Here is a 17,009-nt window from a genome sequence, read left to right on the forward strand (position 1 = left end):
CGTCGTCCACCGCCACGGCAGCGAGAACCGCGCGCCCCGCCGGGCCTCGCTGCCGTCGCTCGCATGGTGGACGCCGGCCCGGAGCCGTTGGGCCCGCCCGGTAGGCTGGCCGACAGGCCGTGACTGGCGCGCTGGGATGGGACGGACCATCGGGGAGCGGCCTGCGAGTGACCAAGTGCCGTGCGCCTGGGCCGAACCGTGATCCGTGACCGCTTCAAGCCACGCAGCCCGGAGGCCGCCATGTCAGAGCAGCAGCCCCTGTCCCCCGAGTCCACGGCCTTCCGCGCCGCCCTCGACGTGATCCGCGCCGTCGAGCCGCGCGTCGCCGACGCCATCGGCCAGGAGGTCCACGACCAGCGCGAGATGCTCAAGCTGATCGCCTCCGAGAACTACGCCTCCCCGGCCACCCTCCTCGCGATGGGCAACTGGTTCAGCGACAAGTACGCCGAGGGCACCGTCGGCCGCCGCTTCTACGCCGGCTGTCGCAATGTCGACACCGTCGAGTCCCTGGCCGCCGAACACGCCAAGGAGCTCTTCGGCGCCCGGCACGCCTACGTCCAGCCGCACTCCGGCATCGACGCCAACCTCGTCGCCTTCTGGTCCGTCCTCGCCCAGCGCGTGGAGGTCCCCGCTTTGGAGAAGGCCGGTGCCCGCCAGGTCAACGACCTCTCCGACGCCGACTGGGCCGAGCTCCGCCAGGCCTTCGGCAACCAGCGCATGCTCGGCATGTCCCTGGACGCCGGCGGCCACCTCACCCACGGCTTCCGCCCGAACATCTCCGGCAAGATGTTCGACCAGCGCTCCTACGGCACCGACCCGGCCACCGGTCTCGTCGACTACGAGGCCCTGCGCGCCTCGGCCCGTGAGTTCAAGCCGCTCATCATCGTGGCCGGTTACTCGGCCTACCCGCGCCTGGTGAACTTCCGGATCATGCGGGAGATCGCCGACGAGGTCGGCGCGACCCTCATGGTCGACATGGCCCACTTCGCCGGTCTCGTCGCCGGCAAGGTCCTGACCGGTGACTTCGACCCGGTCCCGCACGCCCAGATCGTCACCACCACCACCCACAAGTCCCTGCGGGGCCCGCGCGGCGGCATGGTGCTGTGCGACGACTCCCTCAAGGACCAGGTCGACCGCGGCTGCCCGATGGTCCTCGGCGGCCCGCTCCCGCACGTCATGGCCGCCAAGGCCGTCGCCCTCGCCGAGGCGCGTCAGCCCTCCTTCCAGGACTACGCCCAGCGCATCGTCGACAACTCCCGCGCCCTGGCCGAGGGCCTGATGCGCCGCGGCGCCACCCTGGTCACCGGCGGCACCGACAACCACCTCAACCTGATCGACGTCTCCACGTCCTACGGCCTCACCGGCCGCCAGGCCGAGGCCGCCCTGCTGGAGTCGGGCATCGTCACCAACCGCAACGCGATCCCGGCCGACCCGAACGGTGCCTGGTACACCTCGGGCATCCGCATCGGCACCCCCGCCCTGACCACCCGGGGCCTCGGCACCGCCGAGATGGACGAGGTCGCCGGTCTCATCGACCGCGTCCTCACCACCACCGAGGCCGGCACCACCAAGTCGGGCGCCCCCTCCAAGGCCGTGCACATCCTCGACGCGAAGGTCGCGGACGAGATCTCCCACCGGGCCACCGAGCTCGTGGCCGGCTTCCCGCTCTACCCCGAGATCGACCTGGGCTGACGCTTCCTCTCTTGAGTTGTCAAAGAACAGTGACGCCTAGAGATCGATGAGTTCCTGTCGTGGCTCCTCCCGCGGCGGTCCGGCTCCCGGCCGGGCCGCCGCGCGGCGTATCAGCCGGGTGCCGCCCGCCCCGGCCGCGAATCCCACGGCGAGCCCCGGTACCGCCCACCAGACGCCGCGCGGACCGGCACCTTCGCCCTGGCGGCCGCCCCCGGCATGTCCCCCGCCGGAACCGCCCAACAACCCTGCCCGGTCCAGCCGGTCGAAGACGGTCCGGTCCGCCCGGTGCCAGCGGATGTCGTCGTCCTCCCGCTCCGGCGCCGGATCCGTGCGCACCCACGGTGTGCCGTCTCGGGTGACGAACAACTGGTCCTGGCGCTCCACGGCCACATCGCCTCCCGGTGCCGAGTCCGTCTGCGGCCAGCCGCCGACACCCGTCAGCCCCCACACCACGGTGATCCGCGGCGGCGGATAGCGACCCTCCTGCCACCTGTCCGACACCCGCTCGGTGCCCGCATACGTCGGCTGGAGCAGCTCCCACAGGCGGGCGAAAGCCGGCTCGTCGGAACGCACCGCCCGCGTCCGCTCCGTGCCGGCGACGACCACCATCGCCAGGTCGGGTCCGCCGAGTTCCGCTCCCCGTGCCGACGCCGACGCCGTCGCCGCGTCGGCCGCCGGAGCTCCGAACGCGCTCACCGCCAGGACCGCCGGTGCCAGCGCCCATAACGCCCGGCGCGGCCCGAGCCGCAGTTCTCCCTGTCCGTTCCGCACCGCATCCCCCTCGATCGACACCGTCTCACCAACTCAAGCTCGCGAACCCCTCCCTTCGTCACACAGCAGTTCCCCCGTCGGACGATCCCCGTGCGACCCGTCCCCGAGCCGCTTGTCACTTCTGGTACACCGCCCGACCCGCCGGGGTTCCCACCTCGCGCGCACTATTTGGGAGACCCGGCACCCTCGCTGCCCGGACCGTCGAGCGACTGCGCGATCCTCACCGCCCGGCCCTTCGACGCCACGCCCTCGAGGCGCAGCGTCACGCTCCCTCCGGCACCGTGATGGATCCACAGCAGCGTCGGCCCGGCCGTCCGCTCCGTACGGGTGAAGCGGTGCCCGGAGTCGTCGACCAGCCAGAAACCGAGCAGATGGGGGCGCGGGAACCACAGGGCGTAGTCCCGCACCCCGTCGGCTCCCGGAGGGCCGTCCAGCGTGATCCACTCCGGCGGCTCACGCAGTGTCTTGGCGAAGCTGGGGTCGAGCCGCTGCGGGAACTCGTCCAGCCGGATCGTGCGCCCGCCCTCCCGCCAGCACAGGCTCGTCAGGAACCGCCCCCGCGGTTCGGCCGTCACCGTCACCGCGCCGGGAGTGCCGAGCGCCCTCGGGACCAGCGGCTCGAACCCCGCCCGCCGCTCCGCCTGCGCGAATGACAGCGAACGGCCGCAGCCGGGCACCTCGGCCCCCGGCGACGGCACCGCCGACGGGTCGTACCGCACCTCGACCCCGCCGAAGTCGAACCAGTCCAGCACCGCCGCCCGCACCGGGGGAGTGAGCGCGAGGACCGTCAGGAGCCCGCACAGGGTCGCGGTCAGCGCCCGCCACCGCAGCCGCGTCCACCGGCGCACCGCCCGCAGCCGCGCACCGGGACCCGGCGCCTCGGCCACCGGGACCGCCAGCCGCTCGGCGAGTATCTGCTCCAGCACCCGCTCCACCATCGACTCGGACCAACCCGCACCCGGCGCGTCCAGCGACCGCCCGAGCGCCCGCAGCTCCTCGGGCAGCCGGGACGTACGCTCACGCGCGCTCCCGTCGGCGCCCTCGTCGCCGTAGGACTCACCCACGCTCCTCACCTCCTTCCCGGGGCTCGAAATCCGGCAGCAGTTTTTCGAGCCTGCGCAGCGCGCGGTTCAGTCGGGACTTCACCGTCCCCCGGGGCCAGCCCAGGGCCTGGGCCGTCTCGGACTCGTCCATCTCCAGCAGATAGCGGTAGGTGACGACCAGGCGGTGCTCCTCGCTCAGCTTGTCCAGCGCGGACTCCAGTGCGACGCGGCGCTCTATCTCCACCGCTGCCACCGCCGGGTCCGTCGCCTCCGGTATCAGCGGCTCGGCCTCGGCGAAGGCCGCCTCGCGGCCGGCGAGGGTGCGCTGGCGGGCCGCCGTGCGCACTGTGTTCCTCGTCTCATTGGCCACGATCGACAGAAACCACGGCTTGAACGCCGAGCCGTCCTTGAACCGGCCCAGCGCGCAGTACGCCTTGACGAAGGCCTGCTGCACCACGTCCTCCGCGTCCGCCCCCGCCCCGAGCGCGGCGGCCGCCCTCAGCGCGATGCCCGTATGGGCCCGCACCAGGTCCGCGTACGCCTCCGGATCTCCGGCGCGTACGCGTGCGATCACCGCGGCCTCATCGACGATGCGGCCCCCCTCCCGCGTTCTCACACGATGGGTACACCGCCCGGACCGAATCGGTTCCCACCCGTGGCACTTCTGTTTCCGACTGGTTCCGGATCGGCCCCCGACACCTGAGAGAATGGTGGGCATGGCCTCTGATCGTCCCCGCGTGCTCTCCGGAATCCAGCCCACCGCAGGCTCGTTCCACCTCGGCAACTACCTCGGCGCCGTCCGCCAGTGGGTGGCCCTGCAGGAGACCCACGACGCGTTCTACATGGTCGTCGACCTGCACGCGATCACGGTCCCGCAGGACCCGAAGGAGCTCACGGCCAACACCCGCCTGGCCGCCGCCCAGCTCCTCGCCGCCGGGCTCGACCCCGAGCGCTGCACGCTCTTCGTCCAGAGCCACGTCCCCGAGCACGCCCAGCTCGCCTGGGTCATGAACTGCCTCACCGGCTTCGGCGAGGCCTCCCGCATGACCCAGTTCAAGGACAAGTCAGCCCGTCAGGGCGCCGACAGCGCGAGCGTCGGCCTGTTCACGTACCCGATCCTCCAGGTCGCGGACATCCTGCTCTACCAGGCCCACGAGGTCCCGGTCGGCGAGGACCAGCGCCAGCACGTCGAGCTGACCCGCGACCTCGCCACGCGCTTCAACGGCCGCTTCGGGGAGACCTTCACGATCCCGAAGCCGTACATCCTCAAGGAGACGGCCAAGATCTACGACCTCCAGGACCCGTCGATCAAGATGAGCAAGTCGGCGTCCACGCCGAAGGGCCTCATCAACCTCCTCGACGAGCCGAAGGTCACCGCCAAGAAGGTCAAGAGCGCGGTCACCGACACCGACACCGTCATCCGCTACGACGCCGAGAACAAGCCGGGCGTCAGCAACCTGCTCACCATCCACTCGACCCTGACGGGCACGAGCATCCCGGAGCTGGAGCAGCAGTACGAGGGCAAGCTCTACGGCGCGCTCAAGACGGACCTCGCCGAGATCGTCGTCGACTTCGTGACGCCCTTCCGGGAGCGCACCCAGCAGTACCTGGACGACCCGGAGACGCTGGACTCGATCCTGGCCAAGGGCGCGGAGAAGGCGCGCGCGGTCGCCGCGGAGACCCTCTGCCAGACGTACGAGAGGGTGGGCTTCCTGCCCGCCAAGCACTGAAAGCCCCACAGTGAACGGCCCGACAGTGAGCGTCCATCAGTGAACGCCCGCACCGAAAGCCGCACTGACCTCAGGGACCGGCCCTCACCGCCGGTCCCCGGGGCGTACCACCGCACACCGGCACCACCGGGCGGAGCGCTGCACATCACTACGCCCGCGCCTGCCCACAGCACAGCCGTGGCCGTACAGTCGATAGCCGGACGGCTGGGAACGAATCCGACAGGACCACAGGGACGAACAGGAGACGACATGGGGACCGTAACGATCGGCGTGTCGATCGCGGTCCCGGAGCCTCACGGCAGCCTGCTCCAGGAGCGGCGCGCGGGCTTCGGCGACGCCGCGGCTCATGGCATCCCCACCCACGTCACCCTGCTGCCGCCGACCGAGGTCGACAGCGGCGCGCTGCCCGCCATCGAGGCGCACCTCACCGAGGTCGCCGCGGCGGGCCGGCCCTTCCCGATGAAACTGTCCGGCACCGGCACCTTCCGGCCCCTGTCGCCGGTCGTGTACGTCCGGATCGCCCAGGGCGCCGAGGCCTGCACCTGGCTCCAGAAGCAGGTCCGCGACGCCTCCGGGCCGGTCGCACGGGAACTCCAGTTCCCGTACCACCCGCACGTCACGGTGGCGCACGGCATCGACGAGGCGGCCATGGACCGCGCCTTCGAGGAGCTCGCCGACTTCGAGGCCGAATGGCCCTGCACCGGATTCGCGCTCTATGAGCAGGGCCCCGACGGGGTCTGGCGCAAGCTGCGGGAGTTCACCTTCGGTGGATCGATCGTGCCGCCCCAGGCGGGACGCGTGGAACGCGGCTCCTTGCCGACGAGCCAGCTGTGACGCGGACGAGCCGGCTGTAACTCCGACGAGCGAGCTGTGACTCCGAAGAGCCGGCTGTAAGTCCGACGAGCCAGTTGTAATTCCGACCACAGCCGATCACAGCGGCTGTAACCACAGTTACAGCGACAGTCGCCGGAACACCCCCCGCGGCAGATGCCGCAGCGCCGACATCACCATCCGCAGCGCTCCCGGCACCCACACCGCCTCCGAGCGCCGCCGCAGCCCCAGTTCGATGGCCGTCGCAACCGCCTCCGGAGTGGTCGCCAGCGGCGCTTCCTCCAGTCCCGCCGTCATCCTGGACCGGACGAACCCGGGGCGTACGACCATGACGTGCACGCCGGTGCCATGGAGCGCGTCGCCTAGGCCCTGGGTGAAGGTGTCGAGGCCGGCCTTGCTGGAGCCGTAGATGAAGTTGGCCCGGCGGGCCCGCTCCCCGGCGACGGAGGAGAGCACGACCAGAGAGCCGTGCCCCTGCGCCTGCAACGCGCGCGCGGAGACCAGTCCGGCCGAGACGGCGCCCGTGTAGTTGGTCTGCGCCACCCGCACCGCGGCGACCGGATCGCGCTCGTCGTGGGCCTGGTCGCCGAGGATCCCGAAGGCGAGCAGCACCATGTCGATGTCGCCCTGGGCGAAGATCTTGCCGAGCACCGTCTCGTGCGACTCGGGATCGAGCGCGTCGAAGGCGGCGGTGTGGACGTCGGCGCCCAGGGCGCGCAGCTCCGCCGCGGCGCTCTCCAGGGCGGGGGAGGGGCGCCCCGCCAGCCACACCGTGCGGGCGCGGCGGACGACGAGACGGCGGGCGGTGGCCAGCGCGATCTCCGACGTGCCGCCGAGGACGAGCAGGGACTGGGGGAGACCGAAGGCGTCTTTCACGAGCAGCTCCTTGGGACGGCGGACGGCAGGAAGGCAAGACGGTGGCAGGGCCGGACGGGGGAACGGCGGGCGGTGGGACGGCAGGGCGGTCCGACGGGGAGGCGACCGGCCCGGCTAGAGGGCGAGACGACGGGACAGGTCCGAGGTGAACACCCCGCGCGGATCCAGTTCCGCCCGCAGCGCACGGAAGTCGTCCAGACGCGGGTACATGGTGGCGAGCAGTTCCGGCCGCAGCCGGGAGTCCTTGGCGAGGTAGACGCGCCCACCGACCGCGGCCACCTCGTCGTCGATCTCGTCGAGGAGAGCGCCGAGGCCGGGAAGGCCGGCCGGCAGGTCCATGGCCAGCGTCCAGCCGGGCACCGGGAAGGACAGCCAGCCCGGGTCGGCGTCTCCGAACCGCTTCAGCACGGCGAGGAAGGACGGGCACCGGTGTCCGGAGACCCGCCGCACGATCCGGTGCAGCGTCTCCTCGTGGCCGTGTCCGACGACGAACTGGTACTGCACGAGGCCGCCGCGGCCGTAGACCCGGTTCCAGTGGGGCACGCCGTCCAGGGGGTGGAAGAAGGCGGGGATCCCCTGGAGGCGGCCGGTACGCGCGCGAGGCGACGTCCGGTACCAGAGCTCGTTGAACAGCCCCACGGTCGTGCGGTTGAGCAGCCCCTCGGGGAAGAACGCGGGCGGGGCCGGGAAGCGCGGCGTCCGGAAGGCCAGCGGGTCCCTGTGCGCGCGTGTGCCGGACGGGTCCCTGCGCGCGCGTGTGCCCGACGCGTCCCTACGCGCGCGTGCGCCGCCTTCCGGCGCTCCCGACGACCTCAGCGCCTCCAGCGGAGCGTGGTTCCCCCGCGTCAGCACCGCCCGGCCCGTTGCCGCGCCGCGGGCCAGCAGGTCGATCCAGGCGACCGAATAGCGGTAGGCGTGATCGGTCGCCGTCAGACGGGCCATCAGGTCGTCGAGGTCACGCGCGCGTTCCGTGTCGACCGACATCAGTGAGGTCTCGACCGGCTGGAGCTGGACCGTCGCGGTGAGGATCATCCCGGTCAGGCCCATGCCGCCGGTGGTCGCGTCGAACAGGGGCGTGTCCCGCCGCACGGTGCGGATCTCGCCGTCGGCGGTGAGGAGTTCGAAGGACAGCACATGGCGGGAGAAGGAGCCGGACACATGGTGGTTCTTGCCGTGGACGTCCGCGCCGATCGCGCCGCCGACGGTGACATGGCGGGTGCCGGGCGTCACCGGCACGAACCAGCCGAGCGGCAGCAGCACCTCCATCAGCCGGTGCAGGGAGACGCCCGCGCCGCACAGCACGGTGCCGCCGTCCGCGTCGATCGCGTGGACGCGGTCCAGGCCGGTCATGTCGAAGACCGCGCCGCCCGCGTTCTGTGCCGCGTCCCCGTACGCCCGTCCCAGGCCCCGCGGGATGCCGCCGCGGGCCCCGCAGCCCCGGACGGCGGCCACGGCCTCCTCGTAGCTGCGGGGGCGGGTCGGACGGGCCGCGGTGGGGGCGGTGCGGCCCCAGCCCGTGAGGGGAACGGTGTCGGCAGACATGCCGGTGACCGTATCGCCGCTATAGCTGCGATTCGTTCGTAAACATCCCTTTTCTCCCCGAAATGGGTGATTAATGGGATGTCGCTCAATATTGCCGGAGTTCCGGTCGTGGTCCCGTGAACAGTGAGTCCCCATGGACGGCATGGGTGGCATGGACCACCACATTCTCTCGGCGCTCCGGGCCCGGGGCGGCGGCGATCCGCGCGTGGCCGGGGTCGCGCGTGCCCTGTCCCGGGCCGGCGAACACGGGGCGCTGTGGCTCACGGTGGGGCTCGCCGGGGCGGCCATGGACGACCCGCGCCGGGACGCCTGGTTGCGCGGTACGGCTCTGACCGCGGGCGCGCACCTCGTGAGCATGGGCGTGAAGAGGGTGGTGCGGCGTCCACGCCCGGCGCACGTCGAGCCCCTGGTACGCACGGCGGGGCGGCACTCCTTCCCCAGCTCCCACGCCACCTCCGCCGCGACCGCGGCCGTCGCCTTCGGCACGCTGGGCGCGCACTTCGTCCCGCCGCTCGCCGCCGCGATGTGCCTCTCCCGGCTGGTCGTCGGCGTCCACTACCCGTCGGACGTCCTGGCGGGCGCGGCCCTGGGGGCACTCACGGCACGCCTTGGAGCACGCTGGATGAGGGCAGTAAGCGACAACAGGCCGACAAGCAGCAACGGCTCGACAAGCAGCAGCGGCTCGACGAGCAGCAATAGGCCGTCACGCACCAATAGGCCGTCAAGCACCAACAGGCCGTCAATCAGCAACAGGCCGACAGGCAACCAGGAGTGCGCGTGACGGAGACAGCGCCCCTCGGCAACGCCACCCGCCCCCCGCTCCTGGAGCAGCGCACCCCTCCCCGCCGTGTCCCGCCGCCCCGGCCCCGGACCCTCACCGGTGTCCTGCGAGGGCTGCTCAGGGCGGGCAGGCCCAAGCAGTGGGTCAAGAACGTCCTCGTCGTCGCCGCGCCCGCCGCCGCGGGCCGCCTCTTCGACCCGCACGCCCTTCCCCGACTGGCCCTCGTCTTCGCCCTCTTCACCGCCTGCGCCGCCGCCGTGTACCTGATCAACGACGCACGCGACGTCGAGGCCGACCGCGCCCACCCCGCCAAGCGCCACCGCCCGATCGCCGCAGGGCAGGTCCCGGTGCCCGTCGCCTACGCCGTCGGCGGCACCCTGGCCGTCCTCACACCGGCCGTGGCGGCCCAGCTGGCCTCGCCCCCGGTCGCGGCGCTCCTCGCGGCGTACGTCGGCATGCAACTGGCCTACTGCGTCAGCCTCAAGCACGTCCTCGTCGTCGATCTCGCGGTCGTCACGACCGGCTTCCTGATGCGGGCGGCGGCGGGCGGTCTGGCGCTGGGCATCCCGCTCTCGCGCTGGTTCCTGATCACGACCGGGTTCGGCGCGCTGTTCATGGTGTCGGCCAAGCGCTACTCCGAGGCCGTCCAGATGGCCGGGAACGCGGGCGCCACGCGCGCGTTGCTCACCGAGTACACCACCGGCTATCTGCGCTTCGTCTGGCAGCTCGCGGCCGGGGTCGCCGTGCTCGGCTACTGCCTGTGGGCCCTGGAGGACCACCACGGCCCGCACGGCGGCCTGCTGCCCTGGCGGCAACTGTCGGTGGTGGCCTTCATCCTGGCGATCCTCAGATACGCCGTCTTCGCCGACCGCGGCACGGCGGGCGAGCCCGAGGAGGTCGTCCTGCGCGACCGCGCCCTCGCCCTCATCGCCCTGACGTGGCTCGCGATGTACGGCCTGGCGGTCGCCCGATGGTGACACCCGCGGAAACCGGCACCTGGCACTGACACCTCCTAAGGCACAGGCACCGACACCCGTAAGAACTCCGGCGTCGACACCCGCAAGAACACCGGCATCGCCGACGGAGCAACCCCGACACCGGCCCCCATACTCGTCACCACCCCACGTTTTCGGGGTACCCGCACATCGGTCGTCCGCACGGAGGGCAAGATCCGATCATGGACTGGCTGAAGAAACTCCCCGTCGTCGGGCCGCTCTGGGTGCGCCTGACGGCCACGCACGCGTGGCGGTCGTACGAACGGCTGGACCGGGTGAAGTGGACCCGGCTGGCCGCGGCGATGACGTTCACCAGCTTCGTCGCGCTGTTCCCGCTGCTCACCGTGGCCGCCGCGATCGCCGCCGCCACGCTGAGCACCAAGCAGCAGGACGAGCTCCAGAACAAGATCGCCGACCAGGTCCCCGGCATCTCCGACCAGCTGGACGTCGGCGCCCTGGTGCAGAACGCCGGCACCGTCGGCCTGATCGCCGCCGGTGCCCTGCTGTTCACCGGCATCGGCTGGGCGGGGTCCACGCGCGAGTGCCTGCGCGCGGTGTGGGAGCTGCCCGACGAGGACGAGAACGCCATCCTGCGCAAGGCCAAGGACTTCGGCATCCTGGTCGGGCTCGGCGGCGCGGTCCTGGTGACGATCGCCATCTCCACGATCGCCTCCGCGATGGTCGGCTGGATCACCGACCAGGCCGGCATCGACCGTGAGGGCTGGGGCAGCCTGCTCCTCCAGGCCACCGCCTTCCTCGTCGCCGTGCTCGCCGACTTCCTGCTCCTGCTGTACGTCCTGACCCTGCTGCCCGGCGTCGAACCGCACCGCCGCCGGCTGCTGGTCGCCGCACTGACCGGCGCGGTCGGCTTCGAGCTGCTGAAGCTCCTGCTGAGCGGCTATATGCAGGGCGTGGCGACGAAGAGCATGTACGGCGCGTTCGGTGTCCCCGTCGCCCTGCTGCTGTGGATCAACTTCACGTCGAAGCTGGTGCTGTTCTGCGCCGCGTGGACGGCCACAGGCAGCAAAGAGCAGGAGCTCGAGGGAGACGAACTCGAGAAGCACGAACTCGAGAAGCACGAACTCGAGGACCAGGAAGTCGAAGAGCAAGCACGAGAAGAGCAAGCACAAGAAGAGCAAGCACGAGAAGAGCAAGCACGAGAAGAGCAAGCACGAGAAGAGCAAGCACGAGAAGAGCAAGCACCCGACGACCAGGCCCTCGAGGACCGGCGGCTCAAGGACGAGAAGAGCGGCGACGTACCAGATCGGGCAGCGGCCAGCGGCGGTTGACGAGGAACCCCCCGGCAGCCAGCAGCACCAGCAGCCCGCCCGTGATGCCGAGGGCCGTCCACACGCCCCCGGAGCCGCCGCCGGCCGTGGCGGACGTGACGGGCTTGGCCGACGCCCCTGAGCCACCCGAGTCACCCGAGCCCCCGGACCCGCCCCCGGCCTGTCCCGAGGCCGCCGGCTGGGCGCTGGACCCCGCGGCGCCCTTCGGCGGCACCAGCTCACCGACCGGCTCCACCTTGCCGGCCGCCTTGAAGCCCCAGTCGAAGAGCTTGGCGGTCTCCTTGTAGACCTCGTTGTGCTCCTCCTTGGACGGGTTCATGACCGTCACGAGCAGGACCCTGCCATTGCGCTCGGCGACACCGGTGAAGGTGGCTCCGGCGTTGGTGGTGTTGCCGTTCTTCACACCTGCGATGCCCTGGTACTGGGAGATGTCGTAGTCGCCGCTCAGCAGCCGGTTGGTGTTGCGGATCTCGAAGGGCTTGCGGACGGTCTTGCCCTTCTTGTTCTTCGTCGTGGCGCCCGGGAACTCCGCGGTGACCGTCGAGCAGTACTCGCGGAAGTCCTTCTTCTGAAGCCCGGAGCGGGCGAAGAGGGTCAGGTCGTAGGCGGAGGAGACCTGGCCGGGAGCGTCGTAGCCGTCGGGGCTGACCACGTGCGTGTCGAGGGCCTGGAGCTCCTCGGCGTGCTCGTTCATCTCGGCGACGGTCTTGGCGACGCCCTGGTTCATCGCCGACAGGACGTGCACGGCGTCGTTGCCGGAGCGAAGGAAGACACCGAGCCACAGGTCGTGGACGGTGTAGGTCTCGTTCTCCTTTATCCCGACCATGCTGGAGCCCGCGCCGATGCCCGCGAGGTCGGAGGGGAGGACTTTGTGCTTCTCGGTCTTGGGGAACTTCGGCAGCACCGTGTCCGCGAAGAGCATCTTCATGGTGCTCGCCGGGGGCAGCCGCCAGTGCGCGTTGTGCGCGGCGAGCACATCGCCCGACTCGGCGTCCGTCACGATCCAGGAGCGCGCGGTGATGTCCTTGGGCAGTACCGGGACCCCGTTGGCCAGATTGACCTGGGTGCCCGCGAGGCCGAGCCGCGCGCCGCCCACGGTGGACATCTTCGCCGGGGGAGTGACCGAGGGACTGGCACTCGGCGAAGGGCCGGTGGGCGAGGGACTGGGGGCCGCGAGCGCGACGGGCGCGGTCAGCGCGAGGGACGACAGGACGGCGGCGGAGGTGACCAGCAGGGATCGCCCGATGGTCTTCTTCTGGGGAGCGGACACGTTCAGGAACGTACATGGCGCCGTGGGGGGAGTCCCACCGCTCAGCCCGCCCGGGCCGCCGTAAGGGGTAGCACCATCCGGGCCGCCGTAAGGGGTAGCACCACCCGGGCCGCCATGAGGGGTAGCCGGGCCGCCGTAGGGGGCGGCGCCACCCCGGCCGCAGTGAGAGGCGGCAGCCCGCGATACTGGACCCATGAAGCTCAGCCGCCCCGTCTCCTGGTTCCTGCTCGCCTTCGGGGTGTGGAGCTGGATCATCTGGATCACTTTCGTCAAGAACCTCGTCAAGGACGCCAGCGGACTCGCGTTCGACGACGCGGGCGACCCGACGGGGTACTTCTGGGTGCACCTGCTGCTGGCAGTCGTCTCCTTCGTACTGGGGACGGTCGTCGGGCTCATCGGGTTGCGTGGGCTGCGCGCACTGCGTGGGAACTCACAGAGTGGGAACTCACAGTCGCCCCGCGAAGTTGACTCTGCGTGATCATTGTTTTCGCGCTGCTCGCCCTGACCGTCCTCGTGACGGCCAACTGGTACCTGTGGCGCCGCCTGTTCCGTGACACCACCGCCGGCCCCGGCCGGACCCGCCGGGTGGGTGCCGCGGTCATCGGCGGCGGCTGGGTGCTGGCGATCGGTGCCCTGGTCGCGGAGCGCACCGGCGCCCCCTTCTGGCTCCAGCGCGTGCTCGCGTGGCCCGGTTTCCTGTGGCTGGCGCTGTCGATCTACCTGCTGCTCGCGGTCGTGGCGGGTGAGGTCGTACGACCGCTGCTGGGACGTCTCCTGGAACGCCGGGACCGGCGCCGCGAGCCGCCCCTGACCGCCGTACCCCACCCGGAGCGGGTCCCGGCGGGAGCGCCCGCGCAGGAACGGCAGGAGACCGGGGGCGATGCCCTGAGGCCCCCTCAGGAGACCCGGAAAGCCGGAGCGGCCCCCTCGGACGACGCGACGACCGCCCCCGCGCCCGCCCCCTCATCCGCCGCCCCCGCGCCCGCCCCCTCATCCGCCGCCCCCGCGCCCGCCCCGCCCGGCGACCCCGTCTCCACCACCCCCGCCGGCGGACCCGCCCCCTCCCGCCGCCTCTTCGTCTCCCGCGTCGTGGCCGGTGCCGCTGCCGCGGCCGCCGTGGGGACCGTCGGCTACGGCACCTACGGCGTCCTGCGCGGCCCCCGGGTCAAGCGCGTCACCGTGCCGCTGGCGAAGCTCCCGCGCGCGGCGCAGGGCTACCGGATCGCGGTGGTCAGCGACATCCATCTGAGCCCCGTGCTGGGGCGCGGCTTCGCCCAGAAGGTCGTCGACACCATCAACTCCACCCAGCCCGACCTGATCGCGGTCGTCGGCGACCTGGTCGACGGCAGCGTGAAGGACCTGGGCCCGGCGGCCGCCCCCCTCGCCCAGCTCCGGGCACGGCACGGCTCGTACTTCGTCACCGGCAACCACGAGTACTTCTCCGGTGCCGAGCAGTGGGTCGAGGAGGTGCGAAGACTGGGCCTGCGCCCGCTGGAGAACGACCGCACGGAACTGCCGTGGTTCGACCTCGCCGGGGTCAACGACATCGCGGGCGAGAGCGAGGGCCAGGGGCCCGACTTCGCGAGGGCGCTGGGCGACCGGGACACGGCACGCGCGTGCGTGCTCCTCGCCCACCAGCCGGTCCAGATCCACGACGCGGTCGACCACGGCGTCGACCTCCAGCTCTCCGGCCACACCCACGGCGGCCAGCTCTGGCCCGGCAACCTCGTCGCGGAGGCCGCCAACCCCACGGTCGCCGGTCTCGAGCGCTACGGCGACACCCAGCTCTACGTCAGCCGCGGCGCCGGCGCCTGGGGCCCGCCCACGCGCGTGGGAGCCCCCTCGGACATCACGGTGATCGAACTGGCGTCGAAGCAGGCCTGAACAGCGGCTCACGGCGGCTCACGCGAAGCCCCTGTGAGAGCTCTGTGAAATATGGCCGAAACTCCCCGCGGTAACGTCTTGCCCAAATGGACAAATCCCTCTTCCCCCAGGTGAAACACCTGTGATTAGGTGATCCGCGCCACTAGGGGGTGGCGTGTGCACTGGGACCCACAGGGGTCCGGGGAGGGCAAACCGATGCGGTCGGTTCGCGTGCGGATTCTCGCGACGCTGCTTGTTCTGGGGGTCGTGGGAGTAGGCGGTTGGCAGCTGCTCCCGTCCGACGGGAGCACGGGCAGGACGATCAAGGTGGGGACGACCGACGAGGTCACCTCGCTCGATCCGGCAGGAGCCTACGACGCCGGCTCCTGGGCGCTGTTCAACAACGTCTTCCAGTCGCTGCTGGCCTTCGAGCCGAGCAGCGCCGCACCCGTGCCCGACGCCGCCCAGAGCTGCGGCTTCCAGGGCAGCGGCCTGCGCACCTACCGCTGTGTGCTGCGCGAGGGCCTGAGGTTCCCGAGCGGCCGCGAGATGACCGCCGAGGACGTCAAGTACTCCTTCGACCGGGTCAAGAAGATCAACTCGGACGTCGGTCCGGCGGCCCTCCTGGACACCCTCAAGTCGGTCCAGGCCAGTGGGCGCACGGTCACCTTCCAGCTGTCCTCGCCCGACGCCACCTTCCCGTTCAAGCTCGCCACGGGCGCTGGGGCCATCGTCGACAGCCACAAGTACCCCGCCGACTCGCTGCGCAAGGACAACGAGGTCGACGGCACCGGACCGTACGAGCTGACGTCGTACACGAAGGGCAAGAAGGCGGTCCTCGCGCCCAACGGGAACTACCAGGGCGCGATCAAGAAAACCGGCCGCCCGATCGAACTCGACTACTACGCCGACTCGGCCAAGCTCAACAGCGCCTGGAAGGCCAAGCAGCTCGACGTCGCCTACCGCCAGCTGCCGCCGCAGGTGCTCGCCGGACTCAATCCGAGCGACCCCGGCCAGCGCGTCTCGGAGGCCGACAGCTCCGAGATCCGCAACCTCTACCTCAACACCCGCGCGGGCAGGCCGCTGCACGAGACCAAGGTGCGCCAGGCCCTGGCCTGGCTGATCAACCGCGAGCAGCTGGCCGCCTCGGTGTACGAGGGGACCGTCGACCCGCTCTACTCGCTGATTCCGACCGGCATCACCGGCCACACCACGTCGTTCTTCGACGCCTACTCGGAGCCGAACATCAAGAAGGCGCGGGCGCTGCTCGCCCAGGCCGGTGTGTCGACCCCGGTCAGCTTCACCTACGGCTACGGCCTGAGCAGCGGTTCCGCCGCCGCGGAGGCCAAGGAGCTCAAGCAGCAACTGGAGGCGGGCGGCCTGTTCAAGGTGACGCTCAAGGGCTACGAGTGGACCGACTTCCAGAAGCGCTGGGCGAGCGGGAAGCTGGACGCCTACGCGGTCGGCTGGGTGGCCGACTACCCGGACCCGGACACCTACGGCTCCCCGCTCGTCGGCAGCGACGGCACCATGAACACCGGGTACAGCAGCAACGAGGTCGACCACCTCATTCAGGACAGCCGACGCTACGCCGACCGCAGCGAGGCCGAACAGGACTTCCGGGACCTCCAGTCGGACATCGCCAAGGACGTCCCGGTCATCCCGCTCTGGCAGGCCAAGGACTACGTCGTCACCAGCGAGGACGTCGGCGGCGGCCAGTACCTCTCGGACGGCACCGGAGTCTTCCGCCTGTGGAGCCTGAACTGGATCTGAACCCGACACGATCGCGCCATGTCCGACGCGGCGGCTGACGCATTTCCACGGAACCGGCATTCGCCCGAGCGACGCCGGGCAGCCACTCGACGCAGCACCATGTGGCGGAGGTGTGGGTGGGGTGAGGAGCCGACGTGCTGAGACGCAACTCCTTCCGACTGCCCCGGCATCCGGCTTCCGTCGGTCTCGCCCGGCGCCGGGTCCGTGACCACCTGGCCGACTGGGGGCACGGGCCGGACGATCCGGCGCTGGCCGACGCCGTACTGCTGGTCTCGGAACTGGCCACCAACGTGGTCCGCCACGGGCCGCTCCTGGAGCGCGAGTTCGAGGTCGCGGTGACCGCCCTCGCCGACGGCTCCTGCCTCATAGAGGTCTCCGACGAGGGCCGTGTCGAACCCCGTCTGCGGGTCGTCGGCGAGTCCGAGGAGACCGGCCGCGGCCTGCACCTCGTCGAGAACATCGCCGCGGCCTGGGGCGTCTGGGCCCGCGGCAGACACGGCAAGACCGTCTGGGCCCTGGTCCTCGCCCACTGACTTCCAGCGATACGGCCGTA

The 17,009-nt window shown here is 71.2% G+C and carries 15 protein-coding genes, 1 pseudogene and 1 riboswitch; of the genes and pseudogenes, 10 read left to right on the forward strand and 6 right to left on the reverse strand.

Annotated elements, in window-relative coordinates:
- The first annotated feature begins 109 nt into the window (after positions 1-109).
- Positions 110-199: riboswitch (ZMP/ZTP riboswitch) on the forward strand.
- 41 nt (positions 200-240) lie between these two features.
- Positions 241-1,692 carry a glycine hydroxymethyltransferase gene (locus AQJ54_RS02065; RefSeq protein ID WP_062234822.1) on the forward strand — a complete coding sequence of 484 codons (1,452 nt, stop codon included), beginning with the start codon at positions 241-243 and terminating at the stop codon, positions 1,690-1,692.
- A gap of 36 nt (positions 1,693-1,728) precedes the next feature.
- Here AQJ54_RS02065 and AQJ54_RS02070 read toward each other — a convergent pair whose 3' ends face one another.
- From AQJ54_RS02070 to AQJ54_RS02080, 3 genes are all read right to left on the reverse strand, one after another.
- Positions 1,729-2,463 (reverse strand): hypothetical protein, encoded by a 735-nt coding sequence (locus tag AQJ54_RS02070; protein WP_388356584.1) that lies wholly within the window; start codon positions 2,461-2,463, stop codon positions 1,729-1,731.
- Between the two features lie 164 nt (positions 2,464-2,627).
- Positions 2,628-3,527 carry a hypothetical protein gene (locus AQJ54_RS02075; RefSeq protein ID WP_062233255.1) on the reverse strand — a complete coding sequence of 300 codons (900 nt, stop codon included), beginning with the start codon at positions 3,525-3,527 and terminating at the stop codon, positions 2,628-2,630.
- Positions 3,520-4,080, reverse strand: a complete 561-nt coding sequence (locus tag AQJ54_RS02080) for an RNA polymerase sigma factor (protein WP_062023600.1) — start codon at positions 4,078-4,080, stop codon at positions 3,520-3,522. The genes AQJ54_RS02075 and AQJ54_RS02080 overlap by 8 nt, the downstream gene beginning before the upstream one ends.
- Before the next feature lie 142 nt (positions 4,081-4,222).
- On the opposite strand from AQJ54_RS02080, the gene trpS reads away from it, so the two are divergent.
- Together trpS and AQJ54_RS02090 are read left to right on the forward strand one after the other, a co-directional pair.
- Positions 4,223-5,236 carry a tryptophan--tRNA ligase gene (gene trpS / locus AQJ54_RS02085; protein ID WP_062234826.1) on the forward strand — a complete coding sequence of 338 codons (1,014 nt, stop codon included), beginning with the start codon at positions 4,223-4,225 and terminating at the stop codon, positions 5,234-5,236.
- A 249-nt stretch (positions 5,237-5,485) separates the two neighbouring features.
- Positions 5,486-6,070, forward strand: a complete 585-nt coding sequence (locus tag AQJ54_RS02090; RefSeq protein ID WP_062233258.1) for a 2'-5' RNA ligase family protein — start codon at positions 5,486-5,488, stop codon at positions 6,068-6,070.
- Between the two features lie 117 nt (positions 6,071-6,187).
- On the opposite strand, the gene dprE2 is transcribed toward AQJ54_RS02090, so the two are convergent.
- On the reverse strand, positions 6,188-6,943 hold the full coding sequence (dprE2, locus tag AQJ54_RS02095) for a decaprenylphospho-beta-D-erythro-pentofuranosid-2-ulose 2-reductase (protein ID WP_062233261.1): 756 nt from the start codon (positions 6,941-6,943) through the stop codon (positions 6,188-6,190).
- A gap of 114 nt (positions 6,944-7,057) precedes the next feature.
- The gene (locus tag AQJ54_RS02100) at positions 7,058-8,485 is read right to left on the reverse strand and encodes an FAD-binding oxidoreductase (RefSeq protein ID WP_062233263.1); all 1,428 of its coding nucleotides are present in this window, start codon (positions 8,483-8,485) and stop codon (positions 7,058-7,060) included.
- A 133-nt stretch (positions 8,486-8,618) separates the two neighbouring features.
- On the opposite strand from AQJ54_RS02100, the pseudogene AQJ54_RS02105 reads away from it, so the two are divergent.
- The 3 genes and pseudogenes from AQJ54_RS02105 to AQJ54_RS02115 all read left to right on the forward strand — a co-directional run.
- Positions 8,619-9,113 (forward strand): annotated as a pseudogene (locus AQJ54_RS02105) (phosphatase PAP2 family protein); the annotation flags it as partial.
- A 149-nt stretch (positions 9,114-9,262) separates the two neighbouring features.
- Entirely contained in the window at positions 9,263-10,243 is a 981-nt protein-coding gene (locus tag AQJ54_RS02110) for a decaprenyl-phosphate phosphoribosyltransferase (RefSeq protein ID WP_062233266.1), read from the forward strand.
- A 200-nt stretch (positions 10,244-10,443) separates the two neighbouring features.
- Positions 10,444-11,550, forward strand: coding sequence for a YhjD/YihY/BrkB family envelope integrity protein (locus tag AQJ54_RS02115; RefSeq protein WP_062233269.1), 1,107 nt, complete (start codon positions 10,444-10,446; stop codon positions 11,548-11,550).
- On the opposite strand, the gene AQJ54_RS02120 is transcribed toward AQJ54_RS02115, so the two are convergent.
- Positions 11,495-12,820: a D-alanyl-D-alanine carboxypeptidase family protein gene (locus AQJ54_RS02120; protein ID WP_062233272.1), complete on the reverse strand. Its 1,326-nt coding sequence runs from the start codon at positions 12,818-12,820 to the stop codon at positions 11,495-11,497. The two genes, AQJ54_RS02115 and AQJ54_RS02120, sit on opposite strands and share 56 nt — an antisense overlap.
- 193 nt (positions 12,821-13,013) lie before the next feature.
- Here AQJ54_RS02120 and AQJ54_RS46570 point away from each other — a divergent pair, with 193 nt between their 5' ends.
- The 4 genes from AQJ54_RS46570 (at position 13,014) to AQJ54_RS02140 (ending at position 16,989) form a co-directional block, all read left to right on the forward strand.
- On the forward strand, positions 13,014-13,298 hold the full coding sequence (locus AQJ54_RS46570; protein WP_062233275.1) for an SCO4848 family membrane protein: 285 nt from the start codon (positions 13,014-13,016) through the stop codon (positions 13,296-13,298).
- Positions 13,295-14,704, forward strand: coding sequence for a metallophosphoesterase (locus AQJ54_RS02130; RefSeq protein WP_062233278.1), 1,410 nt, complete (start codon positions 13,295-13,297; stop codon positions 14,702-14,704). Before AQJ54_RS46570 ends, AQJ54_RS02130 begins: the two co-directional genes overlap by 4 nt.
- A gap of 195 nt (positions 14,705-14,899) precedes the next feature.
- Positions 14,900-16,456: an ABC transporter substrate-binding protein gene (locus AQJ54_RS02135; protein WP_062233281.1), complete on the forward strand. Its 1,557-nt coding sequence runs from the start codon at positions 14,900-14,902 to the stop codon at positions 16,454-16,456.
- A 134-nt stretch (positions 16,457-16,590) separates the two neighbouring features.
- A complete protein-coding gene (locus tag AQJ54_RS02140) occupies positions 16,591-16,989 on the forward strand; it encodes an ATP-binding protein (protein ID WP_062233284.1) in 399 nt (132 codons plus the stop codon).
- Positions 16,990-17,009: the final 20 nt, after the last annotated feature.

It is taken from the genome of Streptomyces griseorubiginosus (assembly GCF_001514195.1).
In the GTDB taxonomy this organism is placed as follows: Bacteria; Actinomycetota; Actinomycetes; order Streptomycetales; family Streptomycetaceae; genus Streptomyces; species Streptomyces griseorubiginosus.

What these genes read in the sequence shown, in the direction of transcription:
- AQJ54_RS02100 (WP_062233263.1), bottom strand. Translation starts at nt 8,485, where the DNA reads ATGTCTGCCGACACCGTTCCCCTCACGGGCTGGGGCCGCACCGCCCCC.
- AQJ54_RS02090 (WP_062233258.1), top strand. Translation starts at nt 5,486, where the DNA reads ATGGGGACCGTAACGATCGGCGTGTCGATCGCGGTCCCGGAGCCTCAC.
- AQJ54_RS02135 (WP_062233281.1), top strand. Translation starts at nt 14,900, where the DNA reads ATGCGGTCGGTTCGCGTGCGGATTCTCGCGACGCTGCTTGTTCTGGGG.
- trpS (WP_062234826.1), top strand. Translation starts at nt 4,223, where the DNA reads ATGGCCTCTGATCGTCCCCGCGTGCTCTCCGGAATCCAGCCCACCGCA.
- AQJ54_RS02065 (WP_062234822.1), top strand. Translation starts at nt 241, where the DNA reads ATGTCAGAGCAGCAGCCCCTGTCCCCCGAGTCCACGGCCTTCCGCGCC.
- AQJ54_RS46570 (WP_062233275.1), top strand. Translation starts at nt 13,014, where the DNA reads ATGAAGCTCAGCCGCCCCGTCTCCTGGTTCCTGCTCGCCTTCGGGGTG.
- AQJ54_RS02115 (WP_062233269.1), top strand. Translation starts at nt 10,444, where the DNA reads ATGGACTGGCTGAAGAAACTCCCCGTCGTCGGGCCGCTCTGGGTGCGC.